General features: G+C 47.0%; 15 protein-coding genes. All 15 read left to right on the top strand.

Annotation, left to right across the window (positions count from 1 at the left end):
• Positions 1 to 36 precede the first annotated feature (36 nt).
• The 15 genes from mgtA (at position 37) to C7B65_RS27750 (ending at position 14,730) form a co-directional block, all read left to right on the top strand.
• The gene (gene mgtA, locus C7B65_RS08225; RefSeq protein ID WP_073070328.1) at positions 37 to 2,553 is read left to right on the top strand and encodes a magnesium-translocating P-type ATPase; all 2,517 of its coding nucleotides are present in this window, start codon (positions 37 to 39) and stop codon (positions 2,551 to 2,553) included.
• A gap of 203 nt (positions 2,554 to 2,756) precedes the next feature.
• Positions 2,757 to 3,272, top strand: a complete 516-nt coding sequence (locus C7B65_RS08220; RefSeq protein ID WP_073070327.1) for a rhodanese-like domain-containing protein — start codon at positions 2,757 to 2,759, stop codon at positions 3,270 to 3,272.
• 78 nt (positions 3,273 to 3,350) lie between these two features.
• Positions 3,351 to 3,881, top strand: a complete 531-nt coding sequence (locus tag C7B65_RS08215; protein WP_073070326.1) for a DUF3122 domain-containing protein — start codon at positions 3,351 to 3,353, stop codon at positions 3,879 to 3,881.
• Between the two features lie 177 nt (positions 3,882 to 4,058).
• The gene (locus C7B65_RS08210; RefSeq protein WP_073070325.1) at positions 4,059 to 4,685 is read left to right on the top strand and encodes a DUF998 domain-containing protein; all 627 of its coding nucleotides are present in this window, start codon (positions 4,059 to 4,061) and stop codon (positions 4,683 to 4,685) included.
• Positions 4,686 to 5,349: 664 nt separating this feature from the next.
• Positions 5,350 to 6,222, top strand: coding sequence for a DUF8173 domain-containing protein (locus C7B65_RS08200; RefSeq protein ID WP_083582767.1), 873 nt, complete (start codon positions 5,350 to 5,352; stop codon positions 6,220 to 6,222).
• A gap of 291 nt (positions 6,223 to 6,513) precedes the next feature.
• A complete protein-coding gene (locus C7B65_RS08195; RefSeq protein WP_073070324.1) occupies positions 6,514 to 7,092 on the top strand; it encodes a PspC domain-containing protein in 579 nt (192 codons plus the stop codon).
• The gene (locus C7B65_RS08190) at positions 7,089 to 7,433 is read left to right on the top strand and encodes a hypothetical protein (protein WP_073070323.1); all 345 of its coding nucleotides are present in this window, start codon (positions 7,089 to 7,091) and stop codon (positions 7,431 to 7,433) included. Before C7B65_RS08195 ends, C7B65_RS08190 begins: the two co-directional genes overlap by 4 nt.
• Before the next feature lie 28 nt (positions 7,434 to 7,461).
• Positions 7,462 to 8,127 (top strand): GIN domain-containing protein, encoded by a 666-nt coding sequence (locus C7B65_RS08185; protein ID WP_073070322.1) that lies wholly within the window; start codon positions 7,462 to 7,464, stop codon positions 8,125 to 8,127.
• 271 nt (positions 8,128 to 8,398) lie between these two features.
• Complete coding sequence (locus C7B65_RS08180; RefSeq protein WP_073070321.1) at positions 8,399 to 9,610, top strand: serine hydrolase domain-containing protein; 1,212 nt, start codon at positions 8,399 to 8,401, stop codon at positions 9,608 to 9,610.
• A 233-nt stretch (positions 9,611 to 9,843) separates the two neighbouring features.
• The gene (locus tag C7B65_RS08175) at positions 9,844 to 10,344 is read left to right on the top strand and encodes a hypothetical protein (RefSeq protein ID WP_073070320.1); all 501 of its coding nucleotides are present in this window, start codon (positions 9,844 to 9,846) and stop codon (positions 10,342 to 10,344) included.
• Between the two features lie 65 nt (positions 10,345 to 10,409).
• On the top strand, positions 10,410 to 13,028 hold the full coding sequence (locus C7B65_RS08170; protein ID WP_073070319.1) for a cation-translocating P-type ATPase: 2,619 nt from the start codon (positions 10,410 to 10,412) through the stop codon (positions 13,026 to 13,028).
• 165 nt (positions 13,029 to 13,193) lie between these two features.
• Complete coding sequence (locus C7B65_RS08165; protein ID WP_181314366.1) at positions 13,194 to 13,385, top strand: hypothetical protein; 192 nt, start codon at positions 13,194 to 13,196, stop codon at positions 13,383 to 13,385.
• 15 nt (positions 13,386 to 13,400) lie between these two features.
• Positions 13,401 to 13,748 (top strand): hypothetical protein, encoded by a 348-nt coding sequence (locus tag C7B65_RS08160; RefSeq protein ID WP_073070318.1) that lies wholly within the window; start codon positions 13,401 to 13,403, stop codon positions 13,746 to 13,748.
• Positions 13,749 to 13,757: 9 nt separating this feature from the next.
• Positions 13,758 to 14,606 carry a DUF6920 family protein gene (locus C7B65_RS08155; protein WP_073070317.1) on the top strand — a complete coding sequence of 283 codons (849 nt, stop codon included), beginning with the start codon at positions 13,758 to 13,760 and terminating at the stop codon, positions 14,604 to 14,606.
• On the top strand, positions 14,590 to 14,730 hold the full coding sequence (locus C7B65_RS27750; RefSeq protein ID WP_181314365.1) for a hypothetical protein: 141 nt from the start codon (positions 14,590 to 14,592) through the stop codon (positions 14,728 to 14,730). The genes C7B65_RS08155 and C7B65_RS27750 overlap by 17 nt, the downstream gene beginning before the upstream one ends.
• Positions 14,731 to 14,772: the final 42 nt, after the last annotated feature.

Below are 14,772 nucleotides of genomic sequence, written 5' to 3'. Positions count from 1 at the left end.
CTCCTACGAAGAGACTTCACCATCAGGTAGAAAACAATGAATCCACAGTCCACATTTTGGAGCTTGTCTGGGAATCAGGTATTCCAGCAGACGCACTCGACGATCTCTGGATTAAGCCGTCAAGAGGCGCAACAACGCCTGAGCAAGTATGGCGCAAATAGCCTCAAACAAACCCACAAATCGAGTACATGGGTGCTGTTGCTTAATCAGTTCAAGAGTCCGATTATCTTGATTCTGATTGTTGCAGCAGTGCTATCGATTTTTCTGCAAGATGCGGCAGATGCGATTATCATTTTGACGATCGTCTTGATCAGTGGGCTATTAGGATTTTGGCAAGAGCGTGGAGCCTCAAACGCGGTCGAGAAATTATTGGCATTAGTGCAAGTTAAAGCCACTGTTTTGAGGGACGGTCAAGCTCAAGAGATCCCCAATGAGGAAGTCGTTCCGGGCGATATTGTGCTGCTGAGTGCAGGTAAAAATATTCCGGGCGACTGTCTCGTTTTAGAGTCGAAAGATCTCTCAGTGGGTGAAGCTGCACTGACCGGAGAAACCTATCCGGTTGATAAGCTCAGTGGCGTATTGCCTGCTGAAACTGGACTCAGCCAACGCACCAATTCCCTTTATATGGGAACCAATGTGATTAGTGGAACGGCGAAAGCGATCGTGGTTCATACCGGAAAGGAAACTGAATTCGGCAAAGTCTCGGAACGCTTGAAACTTAGACCTGACGAAACAGAATTTGAACGGGGACTCAGCAAGTTTGGCTACTTTCTGATGGAAGTCACGCTAATTTTAGTGGTTCTCATTTTTGTTGCCAACGTCTACCTGAAACGCCCCGTGCTGGAATCTTTTCTGTTTTCGCTGGCGCTGGCGGTTGGTTTGACTCCGCAACTGCTGCCTGCGATCGTCAGCGTTAATCTGGCGCGGGGTGCTAAGAAAATGGCAGCAAAGCAGGTGATTGTAAAACGTTTACCCGCGATCGAAAACTTTGGCAGCATGAATGTGTTTTGCACCGATAAGACAGGCACGCTGACAGAAGGAGCGGTGAAAATTCACGCTGCGGTGGATGTGGAAGGGCAGGACAGCGATCGGGTTATCCTCTACGCTTATTTGAATGCCGCCTCTGAGTCGGGGTATGTGAATCCGATCGACAGCGCGATTCGCGAATACAAAACATTCGACATTTCTGGCTATCAAAAGCTCGATGAAGTGCCCTATGATTTCAACCGCAAACGTCTCAGCATTCTGTTTAAACAAGAGAGTAAGCATCTGATTATTACGAAAGGCGCACTGAAAAATATTCTGGAGGTTTGCTCAACAGTTGACACGGCGGAGGGGAAAACGATCGACATTGCAGACCAGCGACAGGAACTCCACCAACAGGCTGACGACCTAGGCAGTAAAGGATTTAGAGCCTTGGGTGTGGCTTATCGCGATTTCAATCAAGATTCCTTCAGCAAAGATGATGAAACGAACATGACGTTTCTGGGCTACCTGGCGCTGTTCGATCCGCCCAAAGCTGGCATCGCTGACACCCTCAAAGAGTTGCAGCAGCTAGGAGTCACTCCAAAAATGATTACCGGAGACAGTAAGGCAGTTGCGATCAGCATCATTCAGCAGGTCGGACTACCTGAACCCAAGACGTTAACAGGCTCCGAACTAGAAAAGCTCAGTGATGAAGCCTTGATGCATCGAGTCCAACAGACCACTGTCTTTGCCGAGGTCGAGCCAAACCAAAAAGAGCGGATCATCATCGCCCTCAAAAAAGCCGGGAATGTTGTGGGATATCTCGGAGACGGCATTAACGATGCTTCTGCGCTTCATGCTGCCGATGTTGGCATCTCAGTTGAGAGCGCAGTCGATGTCGCCAAAGAAGCTGCTGACATTGTGTTGATGGAAAAGGATTTGAATGTCCTCGTTGAGGGTGTAAAGGAAGGACGGGTGACATTTGCCAACACTTTGAAGTATGTGTTTATGGCAACAAGCGCCAATTTTGGCAATATGTTTAGCATGGCAGGAATTTCTCTGGTTCTGCCCTTTTTGCCGCTGTTGCCCAGTCAGATTTTGTTGACGAACCTCCTCACCGATTTCCCAGAGTTGACGATCGCCACCGATCGGGTAGACAAAGAGCAAGTCAGCCGACCCCACTGTTGGGATATGCGCTTCATCCGCAGCTTCATGTTGGTGTTTGGGTTGCTCAGTTCTGTGTTTGATTACCTCACCTTTGGAGCTTTGCTGCTATTGCTACACGCCGATCCAGCGCAGTTTAGAACGGGTTGGTTTATGGAATCGGTAATTTCTGCCTCCATGATTGTGCTGTCCATTCGCACACACAAATCTATTGTTGGCAGTAAACCTAGCCCTTATTTGTTTTGGACGACGATCACGATCGTGGTTGTCACGCTTTTCCTACCCTATACCCCGCTTGCAGGTCTACTGGGATTCCAGGCTTTGCCAACTGAATTCCTTTTAGTGCTGGCAGCCATTGTCGGACTCTATCTCTTCTGTGCCGAAAACGTGAAACGAGTGTTCTATGAACACATCCGGTCTTGACAATGACTCACCCTCATAACCAAACCATCTCATGGACAGAAGAAAATTTATCGGTATCGCTAGCGGAACCACAATTGCAGTCGGCAGAAATGATGGAAACGGGAGGCCGCAAGACACAGAAGTGATTTTTGAAGGTTTAAGGTTACTAAGTTAATCCAACGAGTTATTCAATCTAAATCAGGAAAACTTATCTCGGAAAATCTATGATGTTCAAAAACTTCTTCTCAACAATTCTGCTCGGACTCGCATTATCGATCGGACTCTTTTTTGGCGTTGGGCAACCCTCGATCGCTGCTGCCCCTTCCTCTGCATTTATGGTCGGGGTCAAGCTTGCGGCAGTTGCTAAAGTTTCACCGAAGGGGGAATTGGAAGTCGATCGCTTTCTCACGTCGATGCCATCGGGGTATTACACGATCGCCAATGTCGAAGGGTTAAAAAAACTGTTAGAAGACCCTCAAACCGTGTTGGTGGATGTGCGAGAACCCTCTGAATATCGGTCAGGACATATCCCCAACGCGATTAACATTCCGCTCCGAACCTTGACTCATAATCTGGACAAAATCGTGGGCGATCGCCCTGTGGTGCTGTACTGTTCCTCCGGTTATCGATCAGCAATGGGGGTAATGACGCTACACCTCTTGGGCTACGAGAATGTGCAGGGTTTTCCACCTAGCTTTGCGGGTTGGCAAGCCGCTGGAGAGGCGATCGCCTCCAAGTGATGCTCCACAACAATTAGGATTAAAATCCAAAAATTTTACTCTGGGATTGGAGATTTTAACTTTATGAGGACTTTTGTGATGAACTCTATCTACTTTAACTGGTCTAGACTTCGCCCAATGTGTTGGCTGCTGGCTGCTTGGATCTGTGTTTTACTAGTTGTTTGGAGTCCCTTATCCGCTTTTGCTGCTGTGACGCAAATCGAAGAGTCTCCAGGACAGATGCTCTACCAATCCCGACAAAACCTGCGGGATCAGACCGGAAAGTCATGGCAGGTGGTCGCCTTCAAGCGCATCCATCCCGATGGTAGTGCTATTCTCTCCCTACGGTTAGTGGGCTTTCCTGGTGCGGTGGAATTAGATCATACTCAACCGCTAACCCTGACAACATCTATGGGGCAAACTTTGACTGCCAAGGATGTTTCTAGCGAAATTTCTCAAGACACACCAGCCCTAGCGAATGTAGGAGAATATGACATTCAGCCTGTCCTACCGCAGTTGCACGCTGAAATTCCCCTTCAGCTAACTTTACCGATGATAACTGGTTCAGCAATCGAGTTGCAAATCCCCTCGACAACACTCCAAGAGTGGCAAACAATTTCTGCTCCTTAACTAACCCAAAAAAATCAGACCGATGAGTCTTCAACTCTCCACGTTAGTTAAAGAATTACCCGCCGCCAGTTTCACTACGCCGACCCGTTGATTGGTTTATTCGTTCATAAAAAACTGCCTACAATTAAGTTTTCTCTTGCTGTAAGGCTGTCCACAAATCAATCAAAACAATCTGTCATGAATAAACTAAAACTTTCTGGTCTACTACTCTTTCTTGCTGGTTCAATTGCTTTAATGGGCATCATCACTGCCGAAGCGTTATATCCATCCGGCTCCGGCTACACAACTTTTCACAGCGAAATAAGCGACCTCGGCGCAACAAAACCGCCAAACAGCTTAATCTATCAACCATCCGCCAGCATTTTTAATGTCACTATGCTGTTATCTGGCTTAATGACTTTGATGGCAACCTTCTATCAGCATAAATATTTCAAAAAACTACTTTTCAGTATTCCACTTGGTCTATTTAGCTTAGGTCTTGTGGGCATTGGAATTTTTTCTGGTGATAAAGTCCCCTACCACGGAATATTCTCTTTACTCACTTTTATATCGGGTGGAGTATCAGCTATTGCGTCCTTTAAAATTGTTTCTGCTCCATTTAAGTTTATCGGAATTGTCTTTGGAGCTATTTCCTTAATAACATGGTGTGCTGTTGTATTTGCCCCTAATATTGTTGTTCCTTTTATTGGCTTGGGTGGAACAGAAAGATGGCTTGTTTATCCTATTGTGCTATGGATAACAGGCTTAGGCGGTTATTTGATGAACATAACAACAACCAAAAAACTTGGCGATCAGCACCTATAAAAGAATTTTGTAAAAAGTTAAGGAGCGATAAAAATATGAAACAAAAGAAGCGATCGCTAAAGCAAATCGAACTTTTTCTACTTTACACTTTTTCCATAACATCAATACCCCGGACAGTTTTTTGAACGGTTCTATAAGGTTTTCAGGGCTTACGGTTCCAAGATCGAGCTATTTTTTCAAAGTTAGCTCTGCCCCTGACTTGGAAAAAAAGATCCCGCTTACGGCAGGATGCGGGTTTGAGCCTTAAAACCTGCTCAAATTTTGTCCGGAGTATTGTACCACTATGTATAAATACACAAAGAACTTATTTCTCTGTGTATTAAGTCATGCCTGGTTTAATGGATGTATTGGGTTAGCTTTATATATGGGTAATAACGGAGCCTTGCAGCTAAATTTGAATCGGAAAGTAATTGTAGCTTTTTCCATTGAGCTAATAGTATCCGTCATTTTAGGAATAGCATATAGTCGTAAGAAAACCCTTCTGTGTTGAACAATACTTTCAATTGAAACAATTACTAACCTATTTCGGACTTGCATACTTAATCGCTTGGATGATTTGGTCGATTACAAGTCATCTCATTCAGACCTTCCTCACAGGTTCTTCATATTTTTTCAATGTCATGAGAGATAGTCGATGTTCTTATCGTTTACAAGGATGAAATCTATGAAATGGCACCAAGTAATTCTGGCTTTTATCGCTACTATTTGCATGATATTTACAGGCAGTGCCCTAGCGCAGACTGATATCAATATCAACAACACCAACCTCATTCGCTTTGGTGGCAGCGTGACCGTACCAGAGAACCAAGTTGTCGAAAATGCCCTTGCTTTTGGCGGGAATGTTACGGTATCCCCTAATGCCAAAGTTGTGGACACTGCGATCGCGTTTGGCGGCGATGTCATCCTGCAAAAAGAAGCGCGGGTAGAAGGGGACGCTTACTCCTTTGGCGGCAAAATCGTACAGGAACCTAGTGCGATCGTGAGCGGTGAACGCGCTACATTCAGCGATCGACATGGCATGATGTATGGGGTCGATCAAGGCAGAAGTAGCTTCTTCGCTCACTATTTCTTCAGTGCCATTTTTAGAATTAGTGCCGCCATAGCAGCAACTATTCTCGGACTGATTATTTTGCATACTAGCCCACAGTTCCTGCCAAATTTGGCTACAAAACTGCGTCAACACCCCAGTTTGACTGCTCTATGGGGGATCGGGGCGATTGTCGCCATTATCTTTGTCAGTGTGTTCCTGGCGATTACGCTGATTGGTATTCCCCTGATTCCACTACTAATTCTGACTGCGATTGTCACTTCTCTAGTAGGGTCATTAGGTGTGGCGCTTTTTGTCGGTCAACGCCTAGTCAGTAGTGGCGATCGATCGTTACAGCAGCAGTTCTTGGTGGGTTTGGCAATCCTCACAGTTTTGGCACTCATTCCATTTTTTGGAGGGCTAGTCGTTTTTCTAGTCAATCTGTTCGGACTGGGTATCATCTTGCTGTGGAAATTTGGTAGAGAGAAACCTCAAACAGCTACTGACTGAGCAGGGCGGCATGAATGTTCATCATTCTGATCTGCAACCGATACTTGAGACGGATGCAAGGGTCGAAATAGTTACGCAAATTGTGAGTGCGACCCTAGAGGTATCTGCGGAGCAGCGCGCATTCTCCTGACTTTACCCGCGGCTACGAATCTGGAGATCGAGTTGCAGATCCCCTCAACAACACTCCAAGAGTGGCAAACGATTTCGGCTCGTTGGTTGACCCTAAAAAGACAAACCATTAAATCTAAATCAGAAACCTTAATTTGACTTTATTTAAGTTTAAGAAAATCCATGATTTACTTGCCTTTGATTTCAATCCTGTTGCTTTTTGGACCAGCACTTGCAGCGATCTCAGTGACGCGATCGCTGACCACCCGTGGGCATTTGGTTTTGTTGGGCACTTGTATCCTCTACGGAATTTTTCCATTCCTGGTCACTTGGGGGGGAATGGGTTTGGCTAAACACCTTGGTTGTTCAGCGGAAGCAATTCGCTTTCGTTGTCCATCCTCATCCTGGCTTGGAGATGTCATTTCGGGGATGTTCATGGCTCACTGGCTGGCGATTTTCGCAATTCCATCAGCCATTTTGGGTGCGATCGGACTCCTGATTTCTTTGATTCTCAAGATCAAGCGATCGAATGCCAATACTCCCGTCGTGCCAAGGGCTATATTTTATCGCAGTCGCCACAAAGTTTTCGCAGGCGTGTGTTATGCCCTTGCTCGGCTATGGAATTTACCAATCCTGGGTGTCCGAATTGTGACCGTTATTTTGGCGATCGTCATCCCTGGATTCATTTTTCTGTACTTCTGGTGTTGGTTGGCATTCCCGATCGAGCCGCAATCTCAACAAGCTGTAGGCGAACAATTATGAGTCTACGTCAAGATCATCAAAATCCTCACCACCCAAAAACCACCTTTGCGGGACAGTTAGTTTGCCCCCATTGCCAAACGGCTTTTCCCATTACGTGGCGGCGATATTGGTCTGCACCGTGGGGAAATTATCGCTGTCCTGAATGCAAGAAAAGTTCTTATGCCAAGGCTAATTCGTTTTGGGTTTATCCAATCATAATTGGAGCAACGCCACTAGGCGGAATGGCTGCCGCCGCTTTGTCATCATATTTTCCCAACAATGTATTAATCGCAGCGATCTTCTTCGCAACAGGTTACTCGCTCATCGGATTCCCACTGGATAAATGGGCGATGGACATTTAAGACGACTTGAACCAAAGAGGGCAAAATAATGAGGTCAAAGCGATACTGGTTACTTGCCTGTTTGGTGGCTCTTAGCCTATTATCAGGCTGTTTCAACATTGGTAATAACGGGGTTAGAGGCTCTGGAATCGTTAAAACTCAATCTCGAAGAGTAGGCGAATTCTCATCGATTTCCTTTAAGTCCGTAGGCAAAGTCACGGTGCAGCAGACGGGAAAAGAGTCCCTCACGATCACTGCCGACGACAACATTTTGCCTCTTCTAGAGAGTCGTGTAGCAGACAACACTTTGTATCTCACCCTCGCGAAAGATGGCAAGATGAATCCGACTAAGCCTATTGAGTTTGTTGTGCAGGTAAAAAGCTTAGAGAGCTTGAGCACAGACGGGGTTGGCAGTATTGAAGCACAGGGTATCCAAGGCAAACGATTGGCAGTTGAGATGGATGGCGTGGGGGAAGTCACGATCGTGGGAAGCGCCGATACGCTGGATCTTAGCCTTTCTGGGGTCGGAAGCTTCCAGGGCGAGGCGTTCAAGACTAAGCAGGCGACAGTCCGAAATAGCGGCGTGGGAAGCGCTGTGGTCAATGTGAGTCAGCAGTTGGACACTCATCTGTCCGGTGTGGGGTCAATAGAGTACGTCGGCTCTCCCCAAGTCCGGAAATCTGGGCGGGGCTTGGGAACTGTCAAGAAACGGTAGCTTCTGTCAAAGCAAGTCTCACTCTGAAGCTGAGGCAATTCAAATAGTGAAATTATCATAACTCCCATCATTCATCGCCGCAAACAAAATCGGCTACCCAAGTTGTCAATTGTGAGTGCGATGCTCTTTCAGAGAGGCTACGCCAACATTTTTTGGGGAAGTCCTAAAAACATGGCAACACTGCCACCCTTCTGAAACAGTTTGAGAATCGGATTGCTCTCATCTATCAAATCGAACCGTTCAGCCTCACATACTATCTTGGAAGAATTCTATGCTTCAAATTCATCTTCACCAGTGGGCAAATCATCACTCCATCCCCTCGTTTGTTGGTCTTATCTATCTCCTTTCTTGGGGAATATGGCTGCCAACCTCGTCGGCGACAGCGACAATACCAACGCCAACACCTCAGCTTGAAACCACTACCGTAGCTACATCTGCGACGAGTCCAGCCCCACCTTCTGCAACTGCCGCCTCAGCTTTTCCAGCAGATCAGGACATCATCTCCAAAGCTGACCTATACCTGGACAAACTGACTAAAGAGAGGCTCTTTAGCGGGTCAGTGCTGATTGCGCGAAACGGCAAAGTTCTGGTCAGAAAGGGGTATGGCGAGGCAGACCGCGAAAAGCATCTGGTGAACACGGCGCAAACAAAATTTCGGATTGGCTCACTGACGAAGCAGTTCACGGCGATGGCAATCCTGATCTTACAGACACAGGGCAAACTCAATGTTCACGATCGCATCTGCACTTACCTTTCAGAATGCCCTGCCACATGGCAAAAGATCACCCTTCATCATCTCTTGACCCATACCTCTGGTATCCCAGATTTTACCCGGTTCCCAGACTTCCAGACCACCCAAGGATCGCCGTCGTCTCCTACTCAAACGATCGCACGGTTCAAAGACAAACCGTTGGATTTCCAGCCAGGTGAAAAGTTTAGCTACAGCAACTCCGGTTATGTTGTGCTAGGTGCCATCATCGAGTGGGCATCCGGCGCGACCTATGAAGCGTTCCTCAGAGACAATATTTTTGTCCCGTTGCAGATGGTCAATTCGGGCTACGACCACCACCACAACAATCTTGCTGTCGGCTATCGTGACCAGACGATCGTTCCGGCTAATTACATCGATATGTCTATCCCCTACGCTGCTGGCGGATTGTATTCCACTGTGGAAGACTTCTACCGTTGGGATCAGGCGTTGTACACCGACAAACTGATTCCTAAAAACTTGCAAGACATCCTGTTCACTCCTTTTGCCCTGATGCCTAACGGCGGCGGATTCGGCTATGGCTATGGTTGGGTCATCGGCAAGGAAGGCGATCGTTCAATAGTCAGTCACGAAGGAGGGGTTAGTGGCTTTCATAGTGTCATTGCTCGCTACCCCAACGACAAGACCGTCATCATCATCTTGGGCAATCGGCAAGATATGGATCTGTCTGAAATGCATACACAGATCGCAAAGATAGTCTTTGGGGAGAAGTAAGCCAGACTCGTAGATGCGTTCATGGAACAAGGTTTTGGTTGGTAATCCGAAGGCTTAGGCAGATGGTAAAGGAAAATAGGCAGATTTTATGCGGTAATGATGGACTCGTGTATTTTTGACTACGTTCGGCACCCTATTCAATCAACTCATCCAGAAAATAGAACAACCACCTATCACAGTAATGCCAGAAGTTAAAGTTGTTCACATTAATCTCTCTACGCAAAGGTAATCAAATGACATTCATCCGATCGTGGCGATTCATAACACTGATGCTGGCTTCGTTTAGCCTCAGTCTGTCTATGGCACATTTGCTAGAGTTGCCGCAAAGAATGCAGTTTGACCAGCAACTCTGGGTGAGAGTGACGGTTGTTGAAAATGTTTATAAGTTATTTGGCACAGTTGGCGCAGCTTTTGAAATCACCTCGGTTCTGACAGCAATTATATTGGCATTTATAGTTCGCGATCGGGGTTCAACTTTTTACTGGACAATGGGCGGAGCAATTTTCTTGGTGCTGGCACTTGTGAGTTGGGTCATGTTTGTCGCGCCAATGAACGCTGAATTTTCCAAATGGTTGACTAACCCCATTCCAGTAGATTGGACGCGGTATCGCCATCAATGGGAGTATGCACATGCGGTAAATGCTTTTATCAAAATTATGGGGCTAAGTTTACTCGTGATCTCTGTGCTGGTAGAAACGCCGAAAAAGAGAGCGATCGATTCTGAGCAGGCGTGAGGCTCGTCTAGAGAGACATAACGGATGGGGCTGCCTATTTTTTATATTTTATAGGAAAAGAGATTATGGTTTCTTCGTCCGATCTCAAGACCGTGGCTGGTTTACCCGATAATGGTTTGCCGTCTGAAACCGCGATCGCGCGGCTCAAAGAAGAAGGCTATAACGAACTGCCCTCGGCTCAATCTCGGAGTCTTTGGTCGATCGCTTGGGGCATGGTTCAAGATCCGATCTTCCTCTTGTTGGTCGGGGGCAGCATCGTCTATTGGATTTTAGGCGACCTACAGGAAGCCCTGATCTTGCTAGGTTTCGTCATATTCCTGATGGGGATTAGCCTCTACCAGGAAGGCAAGACCGAACATGCCCTAGAAGCCTTGCGCGATCTTTCCAGTCCTCGTGCTTTGGTGATTCGGGACGGAGAGCGAAAACGAATTGCTGGGCGAGAAGTCGTTCGGGAAGATATCTTAGTGCTGGCAGAAGGCGATCGCGTGCCTGCGGATGCGATCATGCTGTCTTGTACCAACCTTTCAACCGATGAATCGTTATTGACCGGGGAATCGCTACCCGTTCGCAAAATTGCCGCTGAGGGCAGGGTAAAGATGGCGCGTCCGGGTGGTGATGAGCTGCCATTTGTCTACTCTGGGACATTGGTCGTTCAGGGGCAAGGAATTGCTCAAGTGCAAGCGATCGGCGCTCAAACAGAGATGGGCAAGATTGGCAATGCCTTACAAAAAATGAAGCCCGAATCAACCCCCTTACAGCAAGAAATGACTCGGTTGGTGAGCCGTTTGTTTGGGATCGCGTTAGCGTTGTGTGTCGCGATCGTGATCATTTATGGATTCACCACAGGCGATTGGCTCAAAGGAATTCTCGCGGGCATCACCTTGGCGATGGCAATTTTGCCAAATGAATTTCCGGTCGTCGTGACGCTCTTCCTGGCGTTGGGAGCTTGGCGCATTTCTCGAAACCATGTCTTGGCTCGTCGCGCCTCAGCCGTTGAAACTTTGGGTTCTGCAACTGTTCTCTGTGTCGATAAAACTGGGACGCTGACCCTGAATCAGATGGCGGTACAGCAGCTATTCCCTCATAGCTCAGAAAATACTCAGCCTTATGATTTGAGTCTGCATTTACAAGATCCGCTCCCTGAAGCTGTACATGAACTCGTAGAGTATTGTATTCTGGCGAGTCAGAGAGATCCGTTTGATCCAATGGAGAAGGCGTTTAAGCAATTGGGCGATCGCTATCTTGCGAATACCGAACATTTGCACAAAGATTGGAAGCTGTTACGAGAATATCCGCTCTCACCGCATCTCCTGGCAATGTCTCACGTTTGGCAATCTGCCGATGGCAAGCAGTATGAAGTTGCTGCAAAAGGCGCACCAGAAGCGATCGCAGATCTCTGCCATTTCACGCTTCAACAACAGCAAGCTGTAACGGCGCAAGTCAGCAAAATGGCATCTCAAGGATTGCGGGTGTTGGGCGTTGCTAAAGCGTCTCTTCTGGGTGCGCCGCCGCCATTTTTGCCGCCTCATCCGTCACTCAAACCTGATCATTTACCCGATCAACAACATGACTTTTCCTTTCAATTTATAGGATTAGTCGGACTGTCTGATCCCGTGCGTCCAACTGTTGCAGCAGCGATTCAAGAATGTTATGCCGCTGGTGTTCGAGTCGTGATGATTACAGGTGATTATCCAGAGACGGCTCAAACGATCGCTCGACAGATTGGATTGCTGCAAATGGGAGCCATTCTAACTGGAGCAGAATTAGATCAGATGAGTGACGCTGACCTCCAGCAGCGCATTCAAAGTACGAACATCTTTGCACGAGCCGTCCCCGAACAGAAATTGCGATTAGTCAATGCTTTGAAAGCCAAAGGTGAAGTCGTTGCGATGACGGGAGATGGCGTGAACGATGCCCCGGCGCTCAAATCTGCCCAAATCGGGATTGCGATGGGGCAACACGGCACAGATGTTGCTCGTGAGTCTGCGGCGTTGGTGTTGTTGGATGATGACTTTTCGTCGATCGTACAGGCAGTCAAACTGGGACGGCGAATTTTTGATAATCTCCGCAAAGCAATGGCATATCTTGTAGCGGTTCACATTCCGATCGCTGGGATGTCTTTGATTCCAGTCTTATTTAAGTTGCCGTTAGTATTGCTTCCGATTCACATTGCATTTCTCCATTTGATCATTGATCCTGCCTGTTCGATCGTGTTAGAAGCCGAACCCGCAGAACCCAATGTGATGAAGCGTCCGCCCCGCAACCCCAAGGAGCCATTGTTTGGTCGAAAAACGATCCGTCTCGCACTTCTGCAAGGACTGGGGAGTTTGGCGATCGTGCTTGTGATTTTTGGGATTGCAGTCTATCGCAAACAAGGCGAACTCGATGCTCGTGCCTTGACGTTTACCACATTGATTTTGGCAAATTTAGGATTAATTTTGAGCGAACGTTCCTCATCGCGCCTCAGCCTCAAGGTCTTGCGATCTCCTAACGCGGCGCTTTGGTGGGTAGTTGGGGGAGGACTTGTTTTTTTGGCACTTGTACTTTACGTTCCGTTCTTACGTCAGTTGTTCAGTTTCTCTTTTCTACATCCGATCGATCTCACGATCTGTCTAGCAGGTGCAGCGATTAGCTTACTTTGGTTTGAGTATCTCAAAACTCTGAATCGTCCCAAACAGAATTGAACAGCTAGGTTCCATTTAAAGCAGAGCAAGTCATTTGCTGGGGACGCGGACTGACTTTATAGTGCTATGGCACGGATGAACAGCTTACCAATTTTAGAATCGGATCGCGGACGTGTCGGTGCTAAAAAAAGTAGTGAAGGTGTTACATGAAGAACTCTACAACCAATGATCAAGCAACCCCTCCCACTGTCGATAAAAGGGTTACCGAAAACATTACCTAAACTGCGAAATTTCTATTCGATCAGCCAGTGGGTCGAACCCGGTGGTAGCCTGCCAGTGGTGGCAATGTCGGGACGCAATATTATTCAGCAAATCTGTCGGGAAGACAAGCAGACTTTTCGGGCAATGACACCTTGAAAATAGGAAGGTAATGTGGAAAATAAAACCAAATTGATGCTGATTAAAGTCATTCACACTTTAATATGGGTATTCTTTAATTTCGTGATTTTCTATATGCTATATGCCGCGATCGCCAATAAACTCGATCACTGGCTCTGGATTGGTTACGGATTTGTATTTCTGGAAGGACTAATTCTTCTAACTTTTAACTCCCACTGTCCATTAAATCTACTTGCCCGAAAATACTCAAACTCCACAAAGGACAATTTTGATATTTATCTTCCAAGTTGGCTAGCTAAGTATACGAAGCTAATCTACACCACTATTTTCGCGATCGTTTTCATCATCACAATCTATCAAGTTCTAAATCAACAAAAATAGGTCAGTATCATGTGGATTAAGTGGATTGCAATTATTGGTGTTTTAATCATAGTCAGCTTTGGAATTGCTGCCATTTATGGTAGCTACCGCTGGCAGTCAGATACCGATCGCTTACGAGCCAAATTAACAAATGGACAGCGAACCATTGAACCCAAAATCTATGACCAAAAAGAGATCGAAGGCTTACCAGATCCCGTACAGCGATTCTTTCGGACAGTACTCAAGGATGGACAAGCGATCGTGGCTATGGTCAATCTCTCTCAGCAGGGACAGTTCAATCTGAGCGAAACTGAGAACCAGTGGAGTCCGTTTACTGCCACTCAACTTGTAACGACTCAACGGCTAGGTTTTGACTGGGATGCACGTATTCAGATGGCTCCAGGACTGAACGCCTTTGTCCATGATACCTATCTGTTAGGAGAAGGCAGCTTACACGCATCATTACTCGGTCTTTTCACCGTTGCAAAAATACCCAGTACGCCTGAAGCGAACCAAGGTGAATTATTGCGGTTCTTTGCTGAAGCTACTTGGTATCCCACTGCCCTATTACCCAGTCAGGGTGTGCGCTGGGAAGCGATCGATGACATCTCGGCTCGCGCTACTTTGACGGATGGTGCAACAACTGTCTCCCTCGTGTTTCAGTTTAATGCTGAAGGGGCGATCGCTACCATGCGGGCTGAGGCTCGTTATCGTGACAAGCTGACTGCTATGCCTTGGAGCGGTCGATTCTGGGAATATTCAGTTCGTGATGGGATGCTTATTCCCCTAGAAGGCGAGGTGGGATGGGAGTATCCAGAAGGCACTCGGCTCTACTTTAAAGGAAGAACTACAGAGATTAACTATGAGTTCGCGCTGTAGCAAGATCTTTGGATTTCAACCATTGCCGTTGAGCTTTGTGCTGGTGTTAGGGGCGATCGTTGCCCTCTATGTCATCCCAGCCGAAAATGTGAAGCGAGTGTTTTACAACCGCGTAAAGTTCTAACTGAATCTGCAATAATGTGGCAATCCGATTTGAAACACCTAT

Source organism: Phormidesmis priestleyi ULC007 (genome assembly GCF_003003695.1).
Classification (GTDB): Bacteria; Cyanobacteriota; Cyanobacteriia; order Leptolyngbyales; family Leptolyngbyaceae; genus Phormidesmis_A; species Phormidesmis_A priestleyi_A.
The sequence above is the reverse complement of the archived record's forward strand: the minus strand, read 5'-3'. Positions and strand labels throughout refer to the sequence as shown.